We start from the raw sequence: 23,866 nt of genomic DNA, 5'->3' as shown, positions 1-23,866 counted from the left end.
TCATTCCTGCCGGAACAGTCCGGCGATTGTCGAGGCGCCCAGGCGGGTGAGGCACGCGGCGGTGGTTTCGCCGGGCAGGCGCTGCCGCGTGAGGCGGGTCAAAGCCGATTCCATCCGGGCCGAGGCAATCTCGGCCAGCGGCATATCGCCCGCCAGCCCGTTCAGCACAAGGGCGCAATTATCCTCCGCGCCCACCAGCGTCAGTGCTGCGGCACGCGGATGGGCGCAGCCCTTGGCACAGCCCGAGACGTGCAACGTGATCGAGCCATCGAGGAGATCCCGGTGATGTTCGGACAGCCCAGCGGCAAGACTGCGGGCGGCGAGGTGGCCGGACGCGCAGCCTTCGCTGCCGATGCAGGCGCTGACGGCCCCGCGCGGGTCGGTCGGGGCCGTGATGAAGCCGAGATTGGCAGCAGCCTCGATCCAGGCAGCCAGCATGGCCGGATCGGCAGCCAGCGCAAGGAGGGCGTGATGGGGGGCAAGGCGCAGATCGGTGATGCCAAGGACCAGGGCAGACCGGGCCAGCGCGATGAGGCTATCGCTGTCGATGGACCCGAAGGGCAGGGCGATACCGGCGGCAAAGCCTTGGTCGAGGGTGAATTCGCCGATGGCGCTGGTGGCCGGGCGTGGCGAGGGAGAGGCAGTGCCCGTGAGGTGGGCGGCCACGGCCTGGCGAAGCACTTCGGGCGGCAGATCGCGGCCACGTGCCGCTTCGCCATGCGCGGCGATCAAGGTCAGGATTGCCTCGGCGGCCGCGGCAGCGCTGGCCGTGGCGACGCTGCCGACAGGTGTGTTGGCGACGGACAGCTGCCAATGATCCGGGCTGATGGCGGAGAAGCGAATATCGGCGCCCAGTGCAACCAGATCGATCTGGCCGCCACCATCGACTATGACGGTCACCTTGGGGCCGAGGCCGGCAACAGAGCGGGCGCGGATGGCGCTGGCGAGCGGGCGCGGGTCGGCCCGCTCGAGCGGGTCGATGCCGGCAAGGGGGGGCGTTTCCACGACCAGGCCGCGCTCGATGGGTACGATGGTTTCGATCGCCTCGGCAAAACGCGGCGCGGTCTGATGGGTAAGGCCCCGCGCCTGGAGATTGCCGCGGGCGGTGATCTCAAGCTGGCCATTGCCATATCGGGCGGCGGTCTCGGCGATGGCCTGCAAGCGGCGGGGCGTCAGGTGATCGCCCGGGATGCGGAGACGGGCGAGCAGGCCATCGCCGGTCTGCATCGGCTCGTCCAGGCTCGGACACGCACCGCGCCGCAGCGCCGGGGGCGCTGTGGTCAGGGCGGCAGTGGAATGGGCCTGGGGCACGTCGGGCTCGCGCATGGTGGAAGGGTGATCATTATACGATCCGGGGCGGCGGGACAAAGGGTCGTGGGTTTTATGGGGATACCCCTCCTAGCCTCCCCCTGATAGGGGGAGGGACCGCCTTGTGGTTGGAACTGGATCTCACTCCAAGAGTGGAGACCTCCCTCCCCCTGTCAGGGGGAGGCTAGGAGGGGGAACTCCGATGCCCCAACCATCACCCCTCCCGCTTGCGCAGGAGATACGTGTCCATGATCCAGCCATGCCGGGCACGGGCGGCCTTGCGGGTCTCGACAATCCTGTCCCGCATCTCCGGCAGAGGACCCTCGATCAGGATTTCATCAGGCGTGCCGAGATAGGCGCCCCAGAAGATATCGAGGTCGGGATCATCGAGCGTGGCAAAGGCGGTCTGGCCGTCCAGCATGACGATGGTATCGCTGCGCACCCCATCTTCGCCCAGGCGCCGCCCCGTGGTGACATGAACGGGCTCGCCAATGCGGTTGAGCGCAATGCCATGGGCCGCGGTAAGGGCCTGGATTGCAGTGATGCCGGGGATGATCTCGACCTTATGGGCAGGGCCGTGGAGCCGGCCGATGATGCGGATCGTGCTGTCGTAAAGGCTGGGATCGCCCCAGACGAGGAAGGCGCAGACACCGTTTTCCGGGACTTCTGCATCGATCAGCCGGGCGAATATGGCGGCGAGGGCATCATGCCAGTCATGCACGCCCGCGCCATAATCAGGATTGGCCGCATCGCGGCGGGGCACGCCATATTCGACGCGCCGGCTGGCCGGATTGTTGACATAGCGATCACAGATGTCGCGGCGCAGACCGGCAAGGTCGGCCTTGCCCGCGCCCTTGTCGGGAATGAACAGCACGTCGGCACGGTTAAGCGCATTTATGGCCTGAACCGTCAGGTGCTCCGGATTGCCCGCGCCAATGCCCACGATCAGGATTGTTTTCATGACCCGCTCCTTTGCCCGCAGATGACGCATCCGGCCGGGCGTTGACAAGTCCTATCGCAAGGTATATTCAACTAATTAGTATTATACAAAATGGTTGAATATAGCCATGGATAGCCTGAGTATCACCCTATCGGCGCTTGCCGACCCGACCCGGCGGGCCATCCTTGCCCGGCTGATGCTAGGCGAAGCCAGCGTCAACGAACTGGCCGAGCCGTTCGACATGACGCTGGCCGCCGTCTCCAAGCACATCAAGGTGCTGGAAGGGGCCGGACTGATCAGCCGGAGCAAGCAGGCGCAATGGCGGCCCTGCAGGCTGGAAGCCGGCCCGATGCGGGATGTGGCGGGATTGGTCGAGAGCTACCGCCGCTTCTGGGAGCAAAATCTCGACCAGCTCGACGCCTATCTCACCAAGCTGCAGACGCCGGAAAGCGGCACCAGAAACTGAACCAAGAGGAGACAGCCATGAATGCCCCCGTAACGCCCAACCCGTTCAAGACGGAACTGCCCGAAGACCAGCCGGTCATCATCATGACCCGCACCTTCAACGCCCCACTCGATCTGCTTTGGACGGTGTGGACGCAGCCCGAGCATGTTGCCTATTGGTTCGGGCCCCGCGAAGACAATGAAATCATCGAATATGATGTCCGCAAGGGCGGTAAATGGCGGCTCATCTCGTCCATGAGCGATGGCACGAAGATCGTGTTCTTCGGCACCTATCTCGATGTCGTGCCCAAGACGCTGATCAAGAACACCTTCGTCGTGGAGGGGCAATACGAGGAAGACGAACGCTTCTATGAGGAGCATCGCTTCGAGGAGCGGGACGGCAAGGTCTTTTACCGCTCGATCGCCTATCTCGACAGCTTCGAGACCCGCCAGGGCGTCATCGACAGCGGCATGGAATGGGGCGCCAATGCCTCGATGGTGAAGGTGGACGAGATTCTGGAGCGGCTGAAGCGGGGGTGAGGGGTGACCGAATCTGCACCCTCCCATTCGTGGGGCACAAACTAAAGACCCTCGGTTCTTTCCCTCCCTCCCCCTTGAGGGGAGGGCCGGGGTGGGGGTCGCTGTAGCACTTGCGCTAAAGCTCGCCGACCCCCACCCTCATTCCCTCCCCTCAAGGGGGAGGGAGGCGAAGGAGCCGAGGGAATGGCTTGGTGATGGCGAGAGTGTCGCCTATGTAGCGATGACACGAAGTCCGGCTGCACCCTACGTCCGTGTCTCCGGCTCCTCGGCCGCCAGTAAATCCCCTAATCGATCAAGCCGCCGGACCCAGCTGGTCCGGCGGTCGTTGATCCATTTCTCGGCTAGGCTCAGTGCTTCCGGCTCGATCTGGCAGGTGCGGACGCGGCCGATCTTTTGCGAGCTGACCAGGCCACTGGCCTCCAGCGCCTGCAGATGCTGCACGACGGCCGGCAGGGACATGTCGAACGGCTTGGCCAGTTCGCTGACCGATGCGGGGCCGCGGCTGAGACGGTCGACCATGGCGCGCCGGGTCGGGTCCGCCAGGGCCTGGAACATCAGATCAAGATTCGGCTGTTGGTTAAGCATGAAGTTAAGTAACAAATTTGCGGGCGGTCTGTCAATGCGAACGCATGGGCTTGACCTTCCCATTGGGTAAAGCCGCAGAACCATGCCATCCAATATGAGGAGACTTCCGATGAAATCCCTGCTGCTTGTTTCCGCCCTGCTGCTGGGCGTTGCCACGCCTGCCCTGGCGCAGGACCATTCCGGCCATGGCGCCATGGCCGCCGGCGACAGCCCGGCAACCGAGGCCTATAAGGCCGCCAATATGGAAATGCACGGCCAGATGGAGATCGACTATTCCGGCGACGCCGACGTGGATTTTATCCGCGGCATGATCCCGCACCATCAGGGAGCCGTGGCCATGGCCAAGATCGTGCTGGAATACGGGACTGATCCCGAAGTCAAGAAACTGGCCGAGGATGTCATCGCCGCGCAGGAGAGCGAGATCGCCTGGATGGAGGAGTGGCTGAAGAAGCGCGGGGAATAGGCGCGCGCCGGCCCCGGATATCGGGGCTCTCAACACCCCCTCCCAACCTCCCCATGATGGGGGAGGTGCTGGGCTGGTGGGTCTGGAAGCACGGTGCTCACCTCAACCACAGTGTCATTCCCGCGAAAGCGGGAACCTCTGTTTTTGGATGGTTCGGTAAGGAAACGAAGGTACCCGCTTTCGCGGGGATGACATTGCGTTTTAGGTGGGATTTCGCCACGTCCACTGAGCGGCACCTCCCCCTTGATGGGGGAGGTTGGGAGGGGGTGGAGCCAAGAGCTCGGTACGTGGGCCCCCCAACGAGGGGAGACCGTCGTTCTTAAACCGCTTCGGGCGTATATCCGGCCTCGCGGATGGCTTCTTCCCCCGCGCTCCGGTCGCCGGTGAATTCGACCCTATGGGTGACCAGATCGACCGAGATGGTGGCGCCGGGCAGGGCATCTTCCAGCGCCTTGCGCACGGTGCCGACGCAATGGCCGCAGGTCATGTCGTTGACGGCAAAGATGGTCTTTTCGCTCATGGTCAGTGTCCTTTACTTGCAGGTGTTCCAGCCAGATCGTCCAGGATCGGGCAATTGGGGCGGTTGTCGCCGGAGCAGCAATGGGCCAGGTGCTTGAGGGTTTTGACCATGGATTGCAGCTCGGTGATCTTGGTCTCCAGCGCCCCGATATGGGCGGTGGCGATATCTTTGACCTCGGCGCTGGCGCGGGTTTTGTCCTGCCAGAGCCCGAGGAGCGTGGCCGTCTCTTCCACCGAAAAGCCCAGCGTGCGGGCGCGTTTGACGAAGCGCAGCGTGTGCACTTCGTCAGCGCCATAGACGCGGTAATTGCTTTCGGTCCGCAGCGGCGGGCTGATCAGGCCGATGGATTCGTAATAGCGGATCATCTTGGCCGAAACGCCCGAGGCGCTGCTGGCTTGCCCGATATTCATGCGATTTCTCCTAGTTTGGCGGGCGGCACGCCGCGCAGGCGCTGGGCATTGCCGACCACGAAGACGCTGGACAGCGCCATGGCGCCAGCCCCGATCATCGGGGACAGCAGGATGCCGAAGCTCGGATAGAGCACGCCGGCAGCCACCGGGATCAGCAGCACATTGTAGCCAAAGGCCCAGAACAGGTTTTCCCAGATGTTCTTCATCGTCGCGCGGCTGACCGTGAGGGCATTGAGCACGCCCTTGAGGTCGCCCCCGAGCAGGACCACGTCGGCGCTCTCGATGGCGGCATCCGTGCCGGTGCCGACTGCAATGCCGACATCGGCTTCGGCCAAGGCCGGAGCGTCGTTGATGCCGTCGCCGACATAGGCGATTTTGCCGAGCTGGCGCAGCGACTTGATGGCGGCGACCTTGTCGGCGGGCAGCACTTCGGCGCGGACTTCGTCTATGCCCAGCTGGCGGGCAATGGCTTCGGCCGTGCGCTTGTTGTCGCCCGAGATCATTGCGGTCTTGACGCCCATGGCGTGCAGCGCGGCGATGACGGCCTTGCTGGTCGGCTTGATGGTGTCGGCAACCACGATGGCGGCTGCCAGCTTGTCATCCACGGCGGCAAAGACGGGCGTCTTGCCTTCATCGGCGAGCTTGTCGATGGCCTCGGTGAAGTCCGAGAAGTCGAGATGGCTGAGGTGCCGCTGCGACCCGATGGTGACGAGCCGCCCATCGACGCGGGCGCGGACGCCATTGCCGGCAATCGCCTCGAACTCGGTGACCGCGCCCAGGGCGAGGCCCTGCTTTTCGGCGGCCGCGACGATAGCTTCGGCAATTGGGTGCTCCGACTTGGCCTCGACCGCCGCAACCAAAGCCAGCACGTCGTCATGCTCGAAGTCGTCATCGAGAATGAGATCGGTCAGCTGGGGCTTGCCCTGGGTCAGGGTGCCGGTCTTGTCGAAGGCCACCACAGCGACGTCGCGCAGCTGCTGCAGGGCTTCACTCTTGCGGAACAGCACACCCAGCTCGGCAGCGCGGCCGGTGCCCACCATGATCGAGGTGGGCGTGGCCAGGCCCATGGCACAGGGGCAGGCGATGATCATGACGGCAACGGCATTGACCAGGCCGAACACATAGGTCGGGGTGGGGCCCCAGATGGTCCAGACCACAAAAGTCAGCACGGCCAGCGCGATGACGGCGGGGACGAACCACATGGTGATCTGATCGACCACCTGCTGGATCGGCAGCTTGCCGCCCTGGGCTTCCTCGACCATGCGGATGATCTGGGCGAGCATGGTATCGCCGCCGACCTTGGTGGCGCGGAAGCTGAAACTGCCATTGGTATTGAGCGTGCCGCCGATGACGCTGGCGCCCACGGTCTTGGACACGGGCAGGGGTTCGCCCGAGATCATGGATTCGTCGATATTGCTCTGGCCCTCGACGATCTCGCCATCCACGGCGATCTTCTCGCCGGGGCGGACGACGATAATGTCGCCGGCTTTGACTTGCTCGATGGGCAGCTCGATCAGCGTGCCGTCGCGCTGCACGCGGGCGGTCTTGGCCTGTTCGCGCACCAGACGCTGAATGGCCTCACCGGTGCGGCCCTTGGCGAGGGCTTCGAGCCACCGGCCGACCAGGATCAGCGTGACGATGACGGCGGCGGCTTCGTAATAGACATATTGCGTCTGCGCGGGCAGCACATGCGGGGCAAAGGTGACGACGACCGAATAGAGATAGGCCGCGCCGGCGCCCAGGGCGACCAGCGAATTCATCTCGGGCGCCCCGCGCAGCAAGGCCGGAATGCCGATCTTGAAGAAGCGCCAGCCGGGCACGAACAGCACGATGGACGTGACGACGAAATAGGCGATGTAGAGCGCCTGCTGCGGCACGATGCTGAGTAGCCACATATGCATGGGCATATAGAGATGGCTGCCCATTTCGAGCACGAAGAGCGGCAGGGTGAGCACACCGGCAATGGCCACGTCGCGGCGCAGCACGGCGGCGTCCTCGTCATGATGCTGGTGGCCGGCGTGATTGTGGTGATCGTGATGCTCGGGCGTCGGGCTGCCCTTGTAGCCGGCCTTGGCGATAGCCGCGACCAGGGCCTCGGTGTGACCCGGCCCGTTGAGCTGCACCGTGGCGCGCTCGGTGGCCAGGTTGACCGAAGCTGAGGCCACGGAAGGGACCTTGAGCAGCGCCTTCTCGACGCGGGCGACGCAGGACGCGCAGGTCATGCCTTCGATATCGATGGAAATGGGCTTGGTGTGGACGTGTTCGTTCATGGCTTTGTACCTCGTCCCACAGCATATAAGGGTTCCCATCATGGGAAGGTCAAGGGGACAATTTTCGGCTTTTTGGCTTTGGCTATTTTTGCGCAAGTGCGGCAGGATGGCGCTGTGACCTTTGCGCAGCTTATCCCTTTACTTTCAGCATACTATATCGGGGCCAACAGGAGGCGTTGCCATGCAGACCGCCCAGACGAATAGTGTCGAACCCGCCGCAATCCCCATCCTTTGCCGCAATTGCCAGTCGCGGCGCCTGGGCATGTGCGCCGCCTTGAACGCCGAACAATTGGCGCGGCTGTCGCGCCATTCCCGGCATGTCCACCACCATGCCGGCGATCAATTGATGGCCGATGCCATGCCGATCAGCAGCTATGGCAATCTGCTGCGTGGCGTGGTCAAGCTCTCCAAAGTGCTTGAAGACGGCCGCCAGCAGGTGGTGGGGCTGCAATTTGCGCCGGACCTGATGGGGCGGCTCTTCGCCAATGAAAGCCGGGTGACGGCGGAGGCCGCGTCTGATGTCGATCTCTGCGTCGTCTCGAAATCGGCGATGGAATCGGTGCTGCGCGATAGCCCCGAGCTCGAACACCGCATCATGCTGCAGACCCTGCGCGAGCTGGACGAGGCGCGCGACTGGATGGTGACCCTGGGCAGGAAGACTGCCGCCGAGAAGGTCGCCAGCTTCCTCTATCTGATCGCGAGCCACGCCGATCCTGATCAGGACGAGCCTGTGACCAGCTTCGACCTGCCCTTGAGCCGGGCCGATATCGGGGATTTCCTTGGCCTCACCATCGAGACGGTGAGCCGGCAGATGAGCAAGCTCAAGGTTGACGGCGTGATCGGGATCGAGAATTACCGGCATGTAATGGTGCCGGACCTGGCGCGGCTGCGGGTAAGGTGTGGGTAGGGGACACGCCGAGGGATCGGAGTACCCCCTCCTAACCTCCCCCTGACAGGGGGAGGGATAGCCTGGTGGCTAAAACTCGATCCAGCTTCAAGAGTGGAGAGATTCCTCCCCCTATCAGGGGGAGGTTAGGAGGGGGTACTCCGGCCTCCCCGCTACGCTCCCAACACCCCATTCCTGATCGTCACCACACGATCCACTGTCCCCTCGGGGAGAGCCGCATGGGTGACCAGAATAGTCGTGCGGCCCGCCAGGGCGGTTTTGAGCGTGCCGAAGAAGGCGAGCTCCGCGTCACGATCGAGGCCTGTTGTGGGCTCGTCCAGCAGGACAATCGGGGCTTTGCTGAGCAGGGTGCGGGCGAGGCAGAGGCGGCGGCCCTGGCCGGCGGAGACGGTCTTGCCGGTTTCGCCCAATAGCGTATCGAGGCCGCGGGGCAGGCTGCGCACGAAATCGGCAATGCCGGCGGCGGTGAGGGCTGCCCACAGATCTGGCTCGCCGGCATCGGCGCGGCCAATCAGCAGATTGGCGCGGATCGTGTCGTGGAAAACCGGGCTATCCTGGCCCAACAGGGCGATATGGGCATGCAAATCGGCCTGGCGCAGGTCAGCCAGAGGAACGCCGCCCAGGGTGATGCGGCCCGATTGCGGATCGGCGAGGCGCAGCAGCAGTTTGAGGAGGCTCGATTTGCCGCCACCGCTGGGGCCGACAATGGCGATATGCTCACCGGGCGCAACGGTCAGTGTGACATTGCTGAGGGCAGGGGCTCCGGTGCCATAGCAGAAAGTGACATCGTCGATGGCAATGGCTGCATCGGGCGGGACCGGCTGCGGCTGGGCCGGATCGGCGACGGTGACCGGTGTTTCGGCCAGGGCCATCAGCCGTTCGGCGGCGGCCATGGCGGTGCTGAGCTTGCCCACGCTGCGCACGATGGCGTTGGAGGCCTCAAAGCTCCCCAATACGGCGAGCAACAAGCCGACCAGTACCGGCGCATCGATGCTCCCGCCGCCAAAATGATCGAGGCCGATCCACAGCACGCCGACCAGCGCCAGGGCGGCGAGTCCCTGCACGCTCGCCGCGGCTATGGCGGTAAGGGTCGCCAATTGACCACGCGCGGTCGCGAGGGCCTCGGCCTTGGCGGAAAAATTGGCCTGGCTGCTGCCGAGCAGGCCCAGGGCGAGGGCATCGGCATGCCCGGCAATACCGTCCAGCGCCACGAGACGCGCATCGGCGGCGCGGGCGACGACTTGGCCGCCGGCGCTGCGGCTGCGCAGGACCAATAGAGCGGGCACGACGAGCACGGCGAGGGCAAAACAGGCGCCATAGACCCAGGCGGCGGCTGGGAGCAGGAAGGCCAGGATGGCGGTCACTGTCGTGCCGATGACCAGGGCCGCCGTGACCGGACCGATGGCGACGAGGAAGGCGGTATCGAGCGCATCGACATCCGCCGTCAGTCGGCTGACCAGGTCGCCATGGCGCAGGTTGCGATCGGCCAGCGGCAGGCGGGGAAAGAGCCGGGCAAAGAGCCAGCCGCGAATATCGGCCAGCAGGCGCAAGGTGGCATCATGCCCGGTGAGACGCTCGCCATAGCGCGCCAGAATACGAATGAAGGAAAAGCCGCGCACCAGCGCCGAGGGGGCGAAAAGGTTGAAGGCCAGGCCCGCGCTGGTCAGCGCCGCAGCGGTGATGAACCAGCCGGAAGTGCCCAGCAGAGCAACACCGGCGGCCAGCGTCACCAGCGACAGGACGAGGGCTAGCAGCAGGCCGCGGGCCTGCCGGGCAAAGAGACCGCGAAAGGCGAGAAGCGCTCTCATGCCACGCTCCGCTTGCCGGCGGCAGGAAGCGGGGTCGCCAGCAGGGCGCCCCCGGCAATGCGATAGGCCTTGCCCATGCGGGCGGCGACATCAAGCGAATGGGTGGCCACGATCAGGGTGCGACCCTCTGCATATCGCAACAGGTTGTCGAGCACTGCCTGTTCGAGTTCGCCATCGAGATGGGCTGTGGGTTCGTCGAGCAGGATCAGACCGGCATCGCGCAGGAAGATGCGCGCCAGCGCCACACGCTGAGCCTGGCCGCCCGACAGCCCGACGCCATCTTCGCCCAGCAAGGTGTCGAGCCCATCGGGCAGGGCGTCGGCAAAGGGCAGGACATGCGCCAGCTCTGCCGCGCGGGTGATTTCCGCTGGCGTGGCGCCGGGGCGGGCCAGGGCGATATTTTCGGCCATGCTGGCATGGATGATGCGCGGCTTCTGGCCAAGCAGGGTGACGCGGCCGCGCAGGTCGCCTTCGGCCCAATCGGCCAGTTCGATATGATCGAGACTTGCCGAGCCTTCATGCGGTCGCAGACGAGCCATTGCCTCGATCAGCGTGGATTTGCCGATGCCGCTCGGCCCCAGAATGGCGACATGCTCGCCCGGCGCGACATGCAGCGCCGTATTGGCGAGAATGGCGCGGCTGCGGTCGGGCGTGCGAATGGTGAAATCGGTAAGCGCCACGGCAATAGCCGCCACGCCCGGCATGGGCGGCGCATCGCTGAGTGGGGCAATGGCGGCGGGAAGGGCGCCGAGCTGCGCCTCGATTTCCCCGATCGCCGCCTTGGCGCTGGCGCGATCATGATAGTGCGCGGCCAGCAGGCGCAGGGGATTATAGACCTCCGGCGCCATCAGCAGCAGGAAGAGGCCGAGCTGCAGGCTGAGCGGCTCGAGGCGCAATTGCAGATAGCCGATATAGGTGAGGCCCACATAAAGCGCGATGCCGGCAACGCCGAGCGCCGCGAAAAATTCCAGCACGGCCGAGGAGAGGAAGGCGATGCGCAGCACGCGCAGGGTACGCCGCCGCAATTCGTCGCTGGCGGCGACAATGCCCGAGGTTTCCGCTTCGGCGCGGCCGAAAAGCTTGAGCGTGAGCAGGCCGCGCAGCCGGTCGGCAAAGCGGCCATTGAGCTGGCTGAGCGCGCGGGCTTGCCGGGTCGTCGCGACCTGGGCGCCCCAGCCGACCAGCGCCATGAACAGCGGGATCAGCGGCGCGGTGACGAGAAACAATAGCCCCGCCAGCCAGTCGAGCGGCAGGATGATGGCGCCAAAGGCCAGCGGCAATAGCGTTGCCTGGATCATGGCCGGTATATAGCGGGCAAAATAACCATCCAGCGCCTCGGTCTGATCGATGATCGCCGAGGCGGCTGCGCCCGATGCGGGCTGGTCTGGTGCGCGGGGCGGCCGGGCGAGCAACTGGGCGAACAGCGCCTGGCGCAGTTGCAGCTTGATGGCCTCGGCCGCGCTGACGCCGGCCCGTTCGCCCAGCGCCCCAAGAATGGCGCGGGCGATCAAGAGTGCCAGGACAAGACCAATGGCCGGAGTTACGGCGGCGAGGGGTTGGCCCTGCTGGATGGTCTGGCCGAGAATGTCGGCCAGTAGCCAGGTCTGCCAGACCAGCAGGGCGCCGGCCACGAGCGGCGCCGCGATCGCCAGGCCAATCCAGGGGCCGCCATGACGGGTGAGGGCGGAGAGTGCCTTTCCGTTCAGGCGATCCTTGGTGGTCATATAGTCCTCGGCATATTCCAAGTGCGTTCCACCCGACTCGGTCTGTTGCGGCAGGTGAAAAAGCTCCTGTCCGAACAACACTAGCGCGGCGGCGTCCGCAACCCTTGATCTGAATCAAGGCGGCTTGCCCAAAGGATCGGCAAAAGAGTGTCAGGACGGCCGCGAATCGGCGGCTGGGCTTAGTAAACAGGGGCATTCGCGCCATGATCGACATGACGGTTGTCGAACTCTCGCGGTGGCAATTTGCCGCCACCGCCATGTACCATTTTCTCTTCGTACCGCTGACACTGGGGCTCTCTTTCATGATGGCCATCATGGAGAGCGTCTATGTGATGACCGGGCGCGATATCTGGCGCAAGGCGACCCTGTTCTGGGGCACGCTGTTCGGCGTCAACTTCGCCATGGGCGTGGCCACCGGCATCGTCATGGAATTCCAGTTCGGCATGAACTGGAGCTATTACAGCCATTATGTCGGCGACGTCTTCGGTGCGCCCCTGGCCATCGAAGGGCTGATGGCCTTCTTCCTCGAAGCCACCTTTATCGGCCTTTTCTTCTTCGGCTGGGACCGGCTGAGCAAGGTGGGGCACCTGGCCGTGACCTGGCTGACGGCCCTCGGCGCCAATTTCTCGGCTCTGTGGATCCTCATCGCCAATGGCTGGATGCAGAACCCGGTCGGCGCCAAGTTCAACCCGGACACCATGCGCATGGAAGTCACCGACTTCATGGCGGTGATCTTCAATCCCGTGGCGCAGGCCAAATTCGTGCATACGGTCAGCGCCGGCTACCTGCTCGGCGCCGTCTTCATCTTCGCCATTTCCTGCCTTTTCCTGCTCAAGGGCAAGCATGTGGAGCTGGCCCGGCGCTCCATGGTGGTCGCGGCCAGCTTCGGTCTCGCCTCGGCCCTGTCCGTGGTGGTGCTGGGCGACGAGAGCGGCTATGTCGCGACCGAACAGCAGAAGATGAAGATCGCCGCCATGGAGGCGATGTATCACACCGAGCCCGCCCCCGCAGCGCTGACGCTGTTCGCCATCCCCAGCGATGTCCCCGGCGAACCAGCCTTTGAAGTGCGCCTGCCCTGGGTGCTGGGCATCATCACCACGCGCTCCCTCGATATGGAATTGCCCGGCATCACCGAGCTGGTCGAACACGCCGCCACCCGCATTCAATCCGGCATGATCGCCTATGGCGCCCTGCAGGACATCAGGGCCGATGGCAGCAATGCCCAGGCCCGCGCCCTCTTCGAGCAACACTGGGCCGATCTCGGCTATGGCCTGCTGCTCAAGAAATACCGGACCGACATCGAGAACGCGACCGGCGAGGAAATCGCGCTGGCCTCCTTCGATACCGTGCCCGACGTCTGGCCGCTATTCTGGAGCTTCCGCCTCATGGTGGGCGTGGGCTTCTTCTTCATCGCCTTCTTCGCGGTCTGGTTCTACCGCGCCTCGCGCGGCTGGCTCGATACCAATCGGCCCATGCTGTGGATTGGCCTCGCCACGCTGCCGCTGCCCTGGCTCGCCATCGAGGCCGGCTGGTTCATCGCCGAATATGGCCGCCAGCCCTGGGTGGTCGAAGGCGTGCTGCCCACCTTCTACGCGGCATCGGGCCTCGGCTTCTGGGATCTGGTGATCTCGCTCAGCTTCTTCGTCGCGCTCTATACAGTGCTGCTGATCATCATGGTCATCCTGATGGTCAAGATCATCAAGGCCGGCCCGCAGGACAAGCTCTTCGCCACCGGACCCACTGACGACGAGGATTTCGTCATCGCCGCGCTCCCGGCCACTCCCGCCAATAAGGAACTTGGATCATGAGCACCATTCCGCTCGATTATGAAACCCTGCGCCTCGTCTGGTGGCTGCTGCTGGGCGTCTTGCTGATCGGCTTTGCCGTGATGGGCGGGCGCGATCTTGGCGTGGGGGCGCTGCTGCCCTTTGCCGCCCGCACCGATGAAGAGCGCCGCGTGCTGCTCAATCTGGTCGGCCCGACATGGGAGGGCAATCAGGTGTGGCTGGTACTGGGCGGCGGGGCCATCTTTGCCGCCTTCCCGCCGCTCTATGCGGTGAGTTTTTCCGGCTTCTACCTCGCCATGATCGTGATCCTGCTGGCCCTGATCCTGCGGCCGGTGGGCTTCAAGTTTCGCGGCAAGATTAAGGACAGGCGCTGGCGCGCGGCCTGGGATTGGGCGCTGTTCATCGGCGGCTTCGTGCCCTCGCTGATTTTCGGCGTGGCGGTGGGCAATGTGCTGCTCGGTGCGCCCTTCCACCTCGATGACACGATGCGCGCCTTCTATACCGGCAATTTCTTCCTGCTGCTCATGCCCTTTGCCCTGCTCTGCGGGCTGGTGAGCCTGGGCATGATCGTGACCCAAGGCGCCACGGTGATTGCCGGACGAACCGCCGGACCCTTGGCCGAACGGGCGCGGATCTATGGCACGATTGCCGCTGTGGCGACGATTGCCCTCTTCGCGCTGGGCGGCGTGTGGATCGCATTGGGCATTGATGGCTATGCCATAACCAGCGTGGTCGACCCCAACGCCGCCATCAACCCTTTGGCCAAGAGCGTCGCCCTGACACGAGGCGGGTGGCTGGCCAATTACGGCCTCTATCCCTGGATGATCGCGGCGCCGGTGCTGGGCTTTGCCGGCATGATCGGCGCCGTGCTGGCGCTACAGGCGCGCTGGCGGCTGCCGGCATTGCTGGCATCGAGCCTGGGCATTTTCGGCATCATCTCGACAGCGGGCCTGTCGCTGTTCCCGTTCCTCTTGCCATCCTCGACATTGCCCGAGGCGAGCCTGACGCTCTGGGATGCCTCGTCCAGCCATCTGACCCTCTTCATCATGCTGCTGGTGACCTGCTTCTTCCTGCCCATCATCGTCCTCTACACCGGCTGGGTGTTCCGGGTGATGCGCGGCACGGTGAGCACGGAAAGCCTCGAAAAGAACCCCAACGCCTATTAGGAGACGAGCATGTGGTATTTTTCCTGGATACTGGGCGTGGGTCTCGCCTGTTCTTTCGCCATTCTCAATGCCATGTGGTTTGAAATGCGCGAGGACCGGCGCATTGCCCATGAGGCTGGTGAGAGTACTGCCCGGCACTGACTGCATGGCTTGTTTTGGCGTGGTTACCGAAAGGTCAATATGGGCGTCTTCTTGGAGGCGCCCATATTACATTGTAATATCAATGGATTGCGCTGGCATGGCTGTGGATTGCTCGGCATTTGCCTAAAATTCAACCTGACGTCAATATGAATGATCTGCCCATTTTGTTTGCACTGAGTGCATAACGGATGTGCACAGAGTCCATCTTCTAATCACGACCTGCTGGGCATAGATAAGGGTCATCAAAACGAAGGGGAACCGAAATGAACATCCGCCAGAAAATCGCACAGTTTGCTCAGTACCAGCGCACCCTGCGCGAGCTGAACGCTCTCGACAACCGCCAGCTCAATGACCTGGGCATCACCAAGGGCGACATCAAGAACATCGCTCGCGGCACCTACGGCAACTAAGCCGAACCTGCCGAAACAGACTTGAGATGAAGGCGTCCAACCGGGCGCCTTTTGTCTTTTCTGGGGTAGGTTTACTCGGCCCGCCTGGGACCAATCGACATTCAGGTTTTGCGATCGATTTCGGGAGCCCCAATCTGCCAGCCTCCCCCTTGAAGGGGTCTCGGACGCATTCAAGAATGCGGTGTCATCCCGGGGGCCGGAATAGCATTGTGGTTGGTTGACTGCTCCGCGCTCAAAATACCCCAATCCCTCCTCCCCACCGCATCTCCCTCGGGCTCGACCCGAGGGCCACTCTCAATACGGCACAAGCGGCGAATGGTCCTCGGGTCAAGCCCGAGGAAGGCGGCGGTGGTTGGAGAGATTTTGTGGCCTGAAGGGGCGCACCATAGGGGGCAAGTACGGGGCACGACCTCGTTCACCATGAGGTCTCAGAAAATCAGCGGATTAAGTCCGCCGCTTTCCCGCCCAGCGCCGCAACCAGATCATCCGGCTTCATGCGGATTTGCAGGCCCCTTTGCCCGCCATTGAGGAAGATCTCGTCTTCCAGCGTCGCCAATTCCTCGACTGCTGTAGGCACCGGCTTTTTCTGACCGAACGGGCTGATGCCGCCCACCTTATAGCCCGTCAGGCGTTCCGCGTCGGCGGGCTTCATCATATGGGCCGATTTGCCGCCAAAGGCCGCGGCAAGCTTTTTCATGTTCACTTCTTCGTCCGAGGGCACAACCACGCAGACGGGCTTGCCATCGACTTCGGCCATCAGGGTCTTGAGGACGATGGAAGGGGCAACGCCCATGGCCTCGGCCGCCTGCAAACCGACGCGGTCGGCGTCGGGATTGTAGTCATAGGTGGCGGTGGTGAAGGCGATGCCGGCCTTGGTAAGGGCGAGCGTTGCAGGCGTGGTCTTGGACATGGGTGGAAACTAGTGAAATTCCATCGCGACGCGCAAGCCGAAAGAACTTATCCCCGCCCCCAAAACCCCATGCCATCATGCCCCTATTCCCGCCAGTTACGCGGTCCCGACGCAGGGCCGGGTGGGGAGACCGTGGGAGAGGGGCGCTTCTCCATTGGGGTTGGAAACTCGGCAGCCGGACCTGCAAGAATGGTACCGCCTGAACCGGACCTCATGCAAAAGCGGATCGTAACGGGCGGCCATTGGTCCACTCTTTAGTCTTCGGAAGGCCCAATGGCCGCCCGTTACCGTATAACCGCGACGCCACATCAGGCCGGGCGGCGTTTCGGCGCGCCCTGTCGCAACACGGGTTGGCCGTCACCGCTTCCGCTCGGCGAGGTGAAGGCGATGCCTTGGACATAGGAGATTTTAGGCGATGGCGACGGGGTGGCAAAGGGGCTGTGGTTGTTGGGGGATTGGAGTACCCCCTCCCAGCCTCCCCCTGATAGGGGGAGGGACCGCCCCTGTGGTTGGGACTCTATCGCGTTCCGAGCGCTGAGAGATTCCTCCCCCTATCAGGGGGAGGCTGGGAGGGGGTATCCCCTGGAAAAACTACCGCCCCCGGCACGAGATATTCTCCTCCACCAGACCAATATCCCGCCGCAGATGGGCGGAGGAATTGATCAGGTCGATCGTGGCCTGGCGGCGGCGCCTGGTGAGGCGCGGCAGGGACCAATGGGGCAGACGGAAAACATTTATTACGGGCTTTGTCAGGGCGATCATGGCTATAACCATCCTTATGGGGATGGCTCCGGTCTTGGTTTCCATGGCTTTAATTTGGCTAGTAACACAGGCGATTTCCAACTAAAGCTCGATCTGGGTGCATAAGGAGATTTGATCCATGAGCACATTGCCACCGCTCACCGCGATCCGCGCTTTCGAGGCCGTTGCCCGCCATTTGAGCTTCACCCGCGCCGCGGGCGAGCTGGGCATGACACAAGCGGCGGTGAGCTATCAGATCAAGATTTTGGAGGAGCGCGTCGGCACGCCGCTCTTCCTGCGCAAGCCCCGGCAGATCATGCTGACCGAGGCCGGGGCGCGGCTGGCGCCAGAGGTGAGCGCGGCGTTTGATATGCTGCGCAATGCCTTTGTCAGCACGCATAACCGGGTCGAAGGCACGCTCAGCATTTCCTCGGTGCCCACTTTTGCCAGCCATTTCCTGGTGCAGAATCTGGGCTCGTTTCAGGTGGAGCATCCCGAACTGGCGGTACGGCTGGAAAGCGCGCCGCGCGTGATTGATTTTGCCTCTGAAGAGTTCGATGTGGCCATCCGGGGCGGCAAGACTGTCGCGCCGGGATTGATCGGGCATAAGCTGCTGATGGCCGATTTTGCGCCCATGCTGAGCCCCAAACTGGCCGAGAGCATTGGCGGCATAAAGCAGCCTGCGGACCTGCTGAAACTGCCTATGGTGGATGCCGATGATCCATGGTTCAGCATCTGGTTCGAACAGGCGGGTGTGCCCGATTACTCGTTCGAGAAACGGCCGATCAGCCGGCTGGGGGCGCAGAATCTGGAGGCGGCGGCAGCGATTGCCGGACGGGGCGTGGCCATGTTGACCCCGGCTTTCTATACCGACGACATTGCGGCCGGGCGGTTGATGCAGCCGTTTGATCTATTGGCCAGCGATGGGCATGCCTATCATCTGGTTTATCCAGAAGCGCGGCGAAACTCTCCTAAAATAAAGGCTTTTCGGGATTGGCTGCTGCCCTTGACGGCGTTTATGCGGGAGTGAAAAAGGCCCGGCATTGCTGCCGGGCCTCTGCTGCTTTCAGTGCGTGATGCCTTAGACGATGCCGCCCGAGCCGCCTTCAACCGCCGGGCGGATTTCGGCAACTTTGGCGCGGTAGCCGGCGGCGCGGTAGGTGCCGAGCAGATCGATGGCGCCGCCTTTTTCGAGCCGGGCCATGGCCAGGATGGGCTCCACATCAGTGCGGTAGGCGAGGCGCAGGGCCTGAGTGGCGGCGAGGGCGTCGTTGGATTGCTGGGCATCCTTGAGGCCCTTGCGGTCCACCAGCAGGGCCTGCGCATAGGCGCGCTGCACGTCCGAAGCCGACAGCATCAGCGACTCTATCGGATCGGTCACATTGTGCGATTGATCGAGCATGTGCGCGGGATGGAAATCCTTGTAGCGCGCTTCGGCATCGACCAGCTCGTTGAAGACGAGGAACAGGCGGTAGGGATCGATGGCGCCGGCGTCGAGGTCGTCGTCGCCATATTTGCTGTCATTGAAATGGAAGCCACCGAGCTTGCCGAACTGGGCCAGGCGGGAGACGATCATCTCGATATTCACGTTTGGCGCGTGGTGGCCGAGGTCGACCAGGCAGAACGCCTTCTCGCCCAGCTCCTTGGCGATGATGTAATTGGTGCCCCAATCCTGCACGACCGTCGAATAGAAGGCCGGCTCATACATCTTGTGTTCGGTATAAATGCGCCAGTCATCGGGCAGTTCGGCATAGACCGCCTTCATCGAGTCCAGGTAATGCTCGAACTGGGTGGCGAAATTGGTCTGGCCGGGGAAGTTCGAGCCATCGCCGATCCACACCGTCAGGGCCTTGGAGCCGATGGTCTTGCCGATTTCGATGCATTCAAGATTGTGCTCGATGGCCTGGTTACGAGTGCCGGCATCGGTGGATGAGAGCGAGCCGAACTTGTAGGACTGCAGCTGGCCCCTTGCGTCCGAGAAGGTGTTCGAATTCATCGCGTCAAAGCCCAGGCTGAAACGCGACGCGGCTTGCTTGAGACGATTGGGATCAGCCTTGTCCCACGGGATATGCAGCGAAACCGTGCTGGTGGCCTGGGTCAGCTGGGCGATAACAGCGCAATCCTCGATCTTGTCGAAAATGTCGCGCGGCTCGCCCAGTCCGGGGAAGCGGGCAAAGCGGGTGCCACCGGTGCCGACACCCCAGGAGGGAACGGCCACGTTGAATTCGGCAACCTTGGCCTTGATGGAGTCGATATCAATGCCGCGCCGGTCGAGCCGCTCGCCCAGGCTTTCGTAGTCGGCATGCAGATCATCCACGCGATCGGCGTTTTCTGCCTCGATGATGGATGGGTCGATGATGTGATCGGTCATATGTGTGCCTCCCTACGCGACCCCCACCCTCGGTCCCTCCCCTCAAGGGGGAGGGATGCAATGGGGCCGCTAACTCAGTGTGCTGTGTTGGCGCTCCCTCCCCCTTGAGGGGAGGGCCGGGGTGGGGGTCTTAGGCCCCACCCGCTGAACTTACCGCGTGAACGACTGGGCGTTGCCCGCGTCGACATTGATGATGTTGCCGGTGGACTTGGCCGAGGCGTCCGAGGCGAAGAAGTAGATGGCTTCGGCAATGTCCTCGGGGAACACGGAGCGCTTGAGCAAGGAGCGCTCGCGATACATGTCCTCAAGGCCCTCCTTGTCGGTCTTGTAGGTCGAAGCGCGCTGCTCGAGCCATTCGCCGGCCCAGATTTTGGAGCCGCGCAGCACGGCGTCTGGATTGACGGTGTTGACGCGGATCTGCTCGGCCGCGCCTTCAAGGGCCAGGCACCGGGCGAGGTGGATTTCAGCAGCCTTGGCGGTGCAATAGGCCGAAGCGTTGGGGGAAGCGGCCAGACCGTTCTTGGAGGCGACGAACACCACATTGCCGCCGATCTTCTGCTTGCGGAACAGGCGGAAGGCTTCGCGGCTCACCAGGAAATAGCCCGTGGACAGGATGTCCATGTTCTTGTTCCAGAGTTCGAGCGTGGTCTCTTCGATGGGGGCCGAGGAGGCCAGACCGGCATTGGAGACCAGAATGTCGAGGCCACCGAATTCGACTACGGCATGGGCAAAGCCTGAAATGACGGCTTCTTCCTTGGTGACGTTGACGATGACGGGGCGAACGAAATCAGCGCCGAATGCCTTGCCCAGCTCTTCGGTGGCATTGGCCAGCGCAGTCTCGTCGATATCGGCGAGAACGACGCAGGCGCCTTCGCGCAGCAGGCGGATGGCCGTGGCCTTGCCAATGCCGCCGGCGCCGCCGGTGACCAAAGCGATCTGGCCGGCTAGGGACTTCGGCTTGGGCATGCGGGCCAGCTTGGCCTCCTCAAGCAGCCAATATTCGATGTCGAAGGCTTCCTGCTCGGGCAGGCCGACATAGGTGGACACGGTCGAGGCGCCGCGCATCACATTGATGGCGTTGACATAGAACTCGCCGGAAATGCGGGCGGTGGCCTTGTCCTTGGCGAAGGTGAACATGCCCACGCCCGGCATCAGGTAAACCACGGCATTCGGGTCGCGCACGGCGGGCGAATTGTCGTGTTTGCAGCGGTCGTAATAGGCCTGGTAATCGACGCGATAGGCGGCGATGTCCTCAGGAATCTTGGCGATCACGGCATCCACATCGGGATTGGCCGGATCGAATTCGATCACCAGCGGACGGATTTTGGTGCGCAGGAAATGGTCGGGGCAGGAGGTGCCCAGAGCGGCAAGTGGGCGCAGGTTGTTGGAATTGACGAATTCCAGCACGGCATCGCTGTCGTCGAAATGGCCCAGCTTGTGGCTGTCTTCCGAGATGAGGCCGCGAATTTTCGGCATCAGCTTGGCGGCGATGGCGCGGCGGTCAGCGGCGGGCAGAGATTTGACGGCTTCGCCACCAAAAATGGTCTTGCCTTCGGTCTGCTGCTCGAACCATTCGATGGCTTGGTTGATGATGCCGATCGTGGTTTCGTAGCATTCCTTGGGCGTATCGCCCCAGGTGAACAGGCCATGCGATTCAAGGATCAGGCCCTTGGCATTGGGGTTTTCTTCGCAGAATTTTCCGAGCCACAGACCCAGCTCGAAGCCGGGCTTTTTCCAAGGCAGCCAGCCGATGGTGTCGCCGAAAATTTGGCTTGTCAGTTCCTTGGAATTCTTGGATGCCGCAATGGCAATGATCGCGTCCGGGTGCATGTGATCGACAAAGGGGCGGTTCACATAGGCGTGCAACGGGGTGTCGATCGAAGCAGCGCGCGGGTTCAAATTGAACGTGGCGTGGGGGAGATAGCCCACCATTTCGTCTTCATGTTCGAGGCCGCGATAGAGGCCCTTCAGGGCCCGCAGTTTGTCCATATAGAGGGTCGAAAAGCCATCGAGCTTGATCGAGGCGCTATCGCCGCCCGAACCTTTGACCCACAGAACTTCAACGTCCTGACCGGTCAGCGGGTCCTTCTGGAAAATCTTGGAGGAGGTATTGCCGCCGCCGTAATTGGTGACGCGCTTGTCCGATCCGAGCAGATTGGAGCGGTAAACAAGGCGCTCGGGCTCGCTCATCGAGGCGGCCTTGGCGTCATCCCAAAGGTTCGCAAGGCGCTTGGGCGCGGTGGTGGACATGATACTCCTCCCAGAGAGTTGGATAGTGGAAAGTTGGCCGGACATGGCCATAGTTCTCGTCAAGCTGTCAATCAGAAACAATCATCAGCGATCAGATTTCGTTGATACTGATCGGTGATGGCAAAATCATGATTGACACTGATTGGTTTTGATGAAACTCAAAGACCCAGGGAGAAGTCATTTGCACGAAACCGAACGCCACAGGGTCATTCTGGCCGCCGTTCAGGCCCGGCCGGTCGCGACCGTCACCGAACTGGTGGATATGACCGGCACCTCGGAAGCGACAATCCGCCGGGACATTGCGGCGCTGCATGTGCAAGGCCAGCTGCGCCGGGTGCGCGGCGGGGCCGAAGCGGTCAATCCGCCTGAACAGGGCGGGCTGATGGGCCGGCCCTTCTCGGTGAACGAAACGATCAACATGACCGCCAAGCGCGCCATAGCCCGCGCTGCGACCGAGCTGTGCAAGGATGGCGAGCCGATCATCATCAATGGCGGCACCACGACCTACCAGATGGTGCATCACCTGACGGCGCGGCGGCTGAGCGTGTTCACCAATAGCTTCGTCATTGCCGAATTCCTGATCCAGAATTCCCGCAATTCCGTGGTTATTCCCGGTGGCACCATCTATCGCGAGCAGAATGTCATCCTGTCGCCCTTTGGCGGCGTGGTGGCCTCGCATTTTTACGCCAAGCGCATGTTTATCGGCTGCCAGGGCATCGGCCAGCATGGCCTGATGGAAGCCGATCCGATGATCGTTCAATCCGAACTGGGCCTGATCGGCCAGGCGGATGAGCTGATCGTGCTGGCTGATTCATCCAAGTTTTCGGGCAGATCGAGCCTCATTCTGTGTGGGCTCGACCGAATAGCCACTGTCATCACCGACAGCGGCATCCGCGACGCAGATCGCCAAATGCTGGAAACGGCAGGCGTGCGGCTCATCGTCGTGGAAACCAGTGCTGAGGCTGGCCGTCAATCGACGGTGGCCTGAGCCAGATCGTAAGACCAAACGTCCCAGGGAGGGAATAAAATGAAACTGCTAAAAGTACTGGCTGCGACGACTGCTGTTGCTGTGCTGCTCGCCAGCCCCGCTTTCGCCCAGACCCGCATCGCGCTGGTCGTCAAATCGCTGGGCAACGGCTTCTTCGACGCCGCCAATAAGGGCGCACAGGAAGCGGCCACCGAACTGGGCGATATCGAGGTCATCTATACCGGCCCGACCGCTGCAACCGCCGAAGCCCAGATCGAAGTCGTCAACTCGCTGATCGCCCAGCAGGTCGACGCCATCGCCATCTCGGCCAATGACCCGGACGCTCTGGTGCCGGCTCTGCAGCGCGCCATGCAGCGCGGCATCAAGGTGATCTCGTTTGACTCTGGCGTTGCCGAAGCCGGCCGCCAGATCCACCTCAACCCGTCCGACACCAATCTGATCGGCGAAACCATCATCAAGCTAGCGGCGGACTATCTGCCTGAAGGTGGCGACGTGGCGATCCTGTCGGCCGCCTCGACCGCGACCAACCAGAATGCCTGGATCGAAGCCGCCAAGGCCGTGCTGCCCGAGAAGTTCCCCAATATCAATCTGGTGGCAACCGTCTATGGCGACGATGACTCGGTGAAATCGACCGACGAAGCCAAGGGCCTGATCGCATCCTACCCCAACCTCAAGGCCATCATTGCCCCGACCACGGTCGGCGTTGTGGCTGCCGCCCAGGTGGTGACCGACCAGAACCTGATCGGCAAGATCAATGTAACCGGCCTGGCTCTGCCAAGCGAGTTCAAGCAGTTCATCGACAATGGCGCGAGCCAGGCTGTGGCTTTGTGGAACCCGATCGATCTGGGTTACTCGGCCATTTATCTCGCCAATGACCTGATCAAGGGCGAAGAAGCCAAGCCAGGCGCCGTGTTCTCGATCGGTCGTGTTGGCGAAGTGACCCTGGACGACACCAACTCGGCCGCCATGGCCGCGCCGTTCGAGTTCAACAAGGCCAATATCGAAGAGTTTTCGAAGATCTATTGATCTGACTTCACCTCTCCCCCGTGGGGGAGAGGTCGACGTGAAACGTCGGGTGAGGGGGCCTTTCCGCTCAAGCAGGAAGGCCCCCTCACCCCAACCCTCTCCCCCAAAGGGAGAGGGAGCCAGATCAGAGCGCGTGGCTAGCTCAAGCGCTACGCGA

General features: G+C 62.9%; 23 protein-coding genes. 11 read left to right on the top strand and 12 right to left on the bottom strand.

Features of this window, described 5'->3' with window-relative positions:
• Positions 1–1,326: a precorrin-3B synthase gene (gene cobG / locus QQL79_RS11540; RefSeq protein WP_284390941.1), complete on the bottom strand. Its 1,326-nt coding sequence runs from the start codon at positions 1,324–1,326 to the stop codon at positions 1–3.
• A gap of 196 nt (positions 1,327–1,522) precedes the next feature.
• Positions 1,523–2,269 carry a precorrin-6A synthase (deacetylating) gene (cobF, locus tag QQL79_RS11535; RefSeq protein ID WP_284390939.1) on the bottom strand — a complete coding sequence of 249 codons (747 nt, stop codon included), beginning with the start codon at positions 2,267–2,269 and terminating at the stop codon, positions 1,523–1,525.
• Between the two features lie 106 nt (positions 2,270–2,375).
• Here cobF and QQL79_RS11530 point away from each other — a divergent pair, with 106 nt between their 5' ends.
• Positions 2,376–2,714 (top strand): ArsR/SmtB family transcription factor, encoded by a 339-nt coding sequence (locus QQL79_RS11530; RefSeq protein ID WP_284390937.1) that lies wholly within the window; start codon positions 2,376–2,378, stop codon positions 2,712–2,714.
• A gap of 17 nt (positions 2,715–2,731) precedes the next feature.
• Positions 2,732–3,232 (top strand): SRPBCC domain-containing protein, encoded by a 501-nt coding sequence (locus tag QQL79_RS11525; RefSeq protein ID WP_284390936.1) that lies wholly within the window; start codon positions 2,732–2,734, stop codon positions 3,230–3,232.
• Positions 3,233–3,475: 243 nt separating this feature from the next.
• Here QQL79_RS11525 and QQL79_RS11520 read toward each other — a convergent pair whose 3' ends face one another.
• Positions 3,476–3,817 (bottom strand): ArsR/SmtB family transcription factor, encoded by a 342-nt coding sequence (locus QQL79_RS11520; RefSeq protein ID WP_284390934.1) that lies wholly within the window; start codon positions 3,815–3,817, stop codon positions 3,476–3,478.
• Between the two features lie 109 nt (positions 3,818–3,926).
• Between QQL79_RS11520 and copM the strand changes: the two genes are divergently transcribed.
• A complete protein-coding gene (gene copM, locus QQL79_RS11515) occupies positions 3,927–4,280 on the top strand; it encodes a CopM family metallochaperone (RefSeq protein WP_284390931.1) in 354 nt (117 codons plus the stop codon).
• Positions 4,281–4,599: 319 nt separating this feature from the next.
• Here the strand turns inward: copM and QQL79_RS11510 are convergent, their stop codons facing one another.
• From QQL79_RS11510 to QQL79_RS11500, 3 genes are read right to left on the bottom strand one after another with little or no spacing between them, the layout of a single operon-like run.
• On the bottom strand, positions 4,600–4,800 hold the full coding sequence (locus tag QQL79_RS11510; RefSeq protein ID WP_284390928.1) for a heavy-metal-associated domain-containing protein: 201 nt from the start codon (positions 4,798–4,800) through the stop codon (positions 4,600–4,602).
• A 2-nt stretch (positions 4,801–4,802) separates the two neighbouring features.
• Positions 4,803–5,210: a Cu(I)-responsive transcriptional regulator gene (cueR, locus tag QQL79_RS11505; protein ID WP_284390926.1), complete on the bottom strand. Its 408-nt coding sequence runs from the start codon at positions 5,208–5,210 to the stop codon at positions 4,803–4,805.
• Entirely contained in the window at positions 5,207–7,480 is a 2,274-nt protein-coding gene (locus QQL79_RS11500) for a heavy metal translocating P-type ATPase (RefSeq protein WP_284390924.1), read from the bottom strand. Before QQL79_RS11500 ends, cueR begins: the two co-directional genes overlap by 4 nt.
• 181 nt (positions 7,481–7,661) lie before the next feature.
• Between QQL79_RS11500 and QQL79_RS11495 the strand changes: the two genes are divergently transcribed.
• Positions 7,662–8,387, top strand: coding sequence for a Crp/Fnr family transcriptional regulator (locus QQL79_RS11495; protein WP_284390922.1), 726 nt, complete (start codon positions 7,662–7,664; stop codon positions 8,385–8,387).
• Between the two features lie 152 nt (positions 8,388–8,539).
• On the opposite strand, the gene cydC is transcribed toward QQL79_RS11495, so the two are convergent.
• Both cydC and cydD read right to left on the bottom strand, forming a co-directional pair.
• Positions 8,540–10,195: a thiol reductant ABC exporter subunit CydC gene (cydC, locus tag QQL79_RS11490; protein ID WP_284390919.1), complete on the bottom strand. Its 1,656-nt coding sequence runs from the start codon at positions 10,193–10,195 to the stop codon at positions 8,540–8,542.
• Entirely contained in the window at positions 10,192–11,919 is a 1,728-nt protein-coding gene (gene cydD, locus QQL79_RS11485) for a thiol reductant ABC exporter subunit CydD (RefSeq protein WP_284390917.1), read from the bottom strand. Before cydD ends, cydC begins: the two co-directional genes overlap by 4 nt.
• A gap of 206 nt (positions 11,920–12,125) precedes the next feature.
• On the opposite strand from cydD, the gene QQL79_RS11480 reads away from it, so the two are divergent.
• The 4 genes from QQL79_RS11480 to QQL79_RS11465 all read left to right on the top strand — a co-directional run bounded on the left by QQL79_RS11480 (position 12,126) and on the right by QQL79_RS11465 (position 15,423).
• Entirely contained in the window at positions 12,126–13,727 is a 1,602-nt protein-coding gene (locus tag QQL79_RS11480; RefSeq protein WP_284392871.1) for a cytochrome ubiquinol oxidase subunit I, read from the top strand.
• Positions 13,724–14,872: a cytochrome d ubiquinol oxidase subunit II gene (gene cydB, locus QQL79_RS11475; protein WP_284390915.1), complete on the top strand. Its 1,149-nt coding sequence runs from the start codon at positions 13,724–13,726 to the stop codon at positions 14,870–14,872. The genes QQL79_RS11480 and cydB overlap by 4 nt, the downstream gene beginning before the upstream one ends.
• A gap of 9 nt (positions 14,873–14,881) precedes the next feature.
• Entirely contained in the window at positions 14,882–15,013 is a 132-nt protein-coding gene (gene cydX / locus QQL79_RS11470; protein WP_284390914.1) for a cytochrome bd-I oxidase subunit CydX, read from the top strand.
• 263 nt (positions 15,014–15,276) lie between these two features.
• A complete protein-coding gene (locus QQL79_RS11465) occupies positions 15,277–15,423 on the top strand; it encodes a DUF1127 domain-containing protein (RefSeq protein ID WP_284390909.1) in 147 nt (48 codons plus the stop codon).
• 436 nt (positions 15,424–15,859) lie between these two features.
• On the opposite strand, the gene ybaK is transcribed toward QQL79_RS11465, so the two are convergent.
• Positions 15,860–16,333, bottom strand: coding sequence for a Cys-tRNA(Pro) deacylase (gene ybaK / locus QQL79_RS11460; protein WP_284390907.1), 474 nt, complete (start codon positions 16,331–16,333; stop codon positions 15,860–15,862).
• 591 nt (positions 16,334–16,924) lie between these two features.
• Complete coding sequence (locus tag QQL79_RS11455) at positions 16,925–17,095, bottom strand: hypothetical protein (RefSeq protein ID WP_284390905.1); 171 nt, start codon at positions 17,093–17,095, stop codon at positions 16,925–16,927.
• Positions 17,096–17,213: 118 nt separating this feature from the next.
• On the opposite strand from QQL79_RS11455, the gene QQL79_RS11450 reads away from it, so the two are divergent.
• Complete coding sequence (locus tag QQL79_RS11450; RefSeq protein WP_284390903.1) at positions 17,214–18,104, top strand: LysR substrate-binding domain-containing protein; 891 nt, start codon at positions 17,214–17,216, stop codon at positions 18,102–18,104.
• Between the two features lie 51 nt (positions 18,105–18,155).
• Here QQL79_RS11450 and rhaI read toward each other — a convergent pair whose 3' ends face one another.
• Complete coding sequence (gene rhaI, locus QQL79_RS11445; RefSeq protein WP_284390901.1) at positions 18,156–19,445, bottom strand: L-rhamnose catabolism isomerase; 1,290 nt, start codon at positions 19,443–19,445, stop codon at positions 18,156–18,158.
• Positions 19,446–19,595: 150 nt separating this feature from the next.
• Entirely contained in the window at positions 19,596–21,695 is a 2,100-nt protein-coding gene (locus QQL79_RS11440) for a bifunctional rhamnulose-1-phosphate aldolase/short-chain dehydrogenase (protein ID WP_284390899.1), read from the bottom strand.
• A gap of 181 nt (positions 21,696–21,876) precedes the next feature.
• Between QQL79_RS11440 and QQL79_RS11435 the strand changes: the two genes are divergently transcribed.
• Positions 21,877–22,683, top strand: coding sequence for a DeoR/GlpR family DNA-binding transcription regulator (locus QQL79_RS11435; RefSeq protein WP_284390898.1), 807 nt, complete (start codon positions 21,877–21,879; stop codon positions 22,681–22,683).
• 39 nt (positions 22,684–22,722) lie between these two features.
• On the top strand, positions 22,723–23,709 hold the full coding sequence (rhaS, locus tag QQL79_RS11430; protein WP_284390897.1) for a rhamnose ABC transporter substrate-binding protein: 987 nt from the start codon (positions 22,723–22,725) through the stop codon (positions 23,707–23,709).
• Positions 23,710–23,866 lie beyond the last annotated feature (157 nt).

The sequence above is a fragment of the Devosia yakushimensis genome (assembly GCF_030159855.1).
Taxonomy (GTDB): domain Bacteria; phylum Pseudomonadota; class Alphaproteobacteria; order Rhizobiales; family Devosiaceae; genus Devosia; species Devosia yakushimensis.
This window is presented reverse-complemented; position numbering and strand designations above follow the sequence as displayed.

Coding starts and splice junctions, on each gene's coding strand:
- QQL79_RS11450 (WP_284390903.1), top strand. CDS start 17,214: ATGAGCACATTGCCACCGCTCACCGCGATCCGCGCTTTCGAGGCCGTT.
- QQL79_RS11530 (WP_284390937.1), top strand. CDS start 2,376: ATGGATAGCCTGAGTATCACCCTATCGGCGCTTGCCGACCCGACCCGG.
- cobF (WP_284390939.1), bottom strand. CDS start 2,269: ATGAAAACAATCCTGATCGTGGGCATTGGCGCGGGCAATCCGGAGCAC.
- QQL79_RS11500 (WP_284390924.1), bottom strand. CDS start 7,480: ATGAACGAACACGTCCACACCAAGCCCATTTCCATCGATATCGAAGGC.
- copM (WP_284390931.1), top strand. CDS start 3,927: ATGAAATCCCTGCTGCTTGTTTCCGCCCTGCTGCTGGGCGTTGCCACG.
- QQL79_RS11440 (WP_284390899.1), bottom strand. CDS start 21,695: ATGTCCACCACCGCGCCCAAGCGCCTTGCGAACCTTTGGGATGACGCC.
- cydX (WP_284390914.1), top strand. CDS start 14,882: ATGTGGTATTTTTCCTGGATACTGGGCGTGGGTCTCGCCTGTTCTTTC.
- QQL79_RS11465 (WP_284390909.1), top strand. CDS start 15,277: ATGAACATCCGCCAGAAAATCGCACAGTTTGCTCAGTACCAGCGCACC.
- QQL79_RS11520 (WP_284390934.1), bottom strand. CDS start 3,817: ATGCTTAACCAACAGCCGAATCTTGATCTGATGTTCCAGGCCCTGGCG.
- cydC (WP_284390919.1), bottom strand. CDS start 10,195: ATGAGAGCGCTTCTCGCCTTTCGCGGTCTCTTTGCCCGGCAGGCCCGC.
- QQL79_RS11455 (WP_284390905.1), bottom strand. CDS start 17,095: ATGATCGCCCTGACAAAGCCCGTAATAAATGTTTTCCGTCTGCCCCAT.
- cydB (WP_284390915.1), top strand. CDS start 13,724: ATGAGCACCATTCCGCTCGATTATGAAACCCTGCGCCTCGTCTGGTGG.
- ybaK (WP_284390907.1), bottom strand. CDS start 16,333: ATGTCCAAGACCACGCCTGCAACGCTCGCCCTTACCAAGGCCGGCATC.
- cydD (WP_284390917.1), bottom strand. CDS start 11,919: ATGACCACCAAGGATCGCCTGAACGGAAAGGCACTCTCCGCCCTCACC.
- rhaI (WP_284390901.1), bottom strand. CDS start 19,445: ATGACCGATCACATCATCGACCCATCCATCATCGAGGCAGAAAACGCC.
- QQL79_RS11525 (WP_284390936.1), top strand. CDS start 2,732: ATGAATGCCCCCGTAACGCCCAACCCGTTCAAGACGGAACTGCCCGAA.
- rhaS (WP_284390897.1), top strand. CDS start 22,723: ATGAAACTGCTAAAAGTACTGGCTGCGACGACTGCTGTTGCTGTGCTG.
- cueR (WP_284390926.1), bottom strand. CDS start 5,210: ATGAATATCGGGCAAGCCAGCAGCGCCTCGGGCGTTTCGGCCAAGATG.
- QQL79_RS11495 (WP_284390922.1), top strand. CDS start 7,662: ATGCAGACCGCCCAGACGAATAGTGTCGAACCCGCCGCAATCCCCATC.
- cobG (WP_284390941.1), bottom strand. CDS start 1,326: ATGCGCGAGCCCGACGTGCCCCAGGCCCATTCCACTGCCGCCCTGACC.
- QQL79_RS11510 (WP_284390928.1), bottom strand. CDS start 4,800: ATGAGCGAAAAGACCATCTTTGCCGTCAACGACATGACCTGCGGCCAT.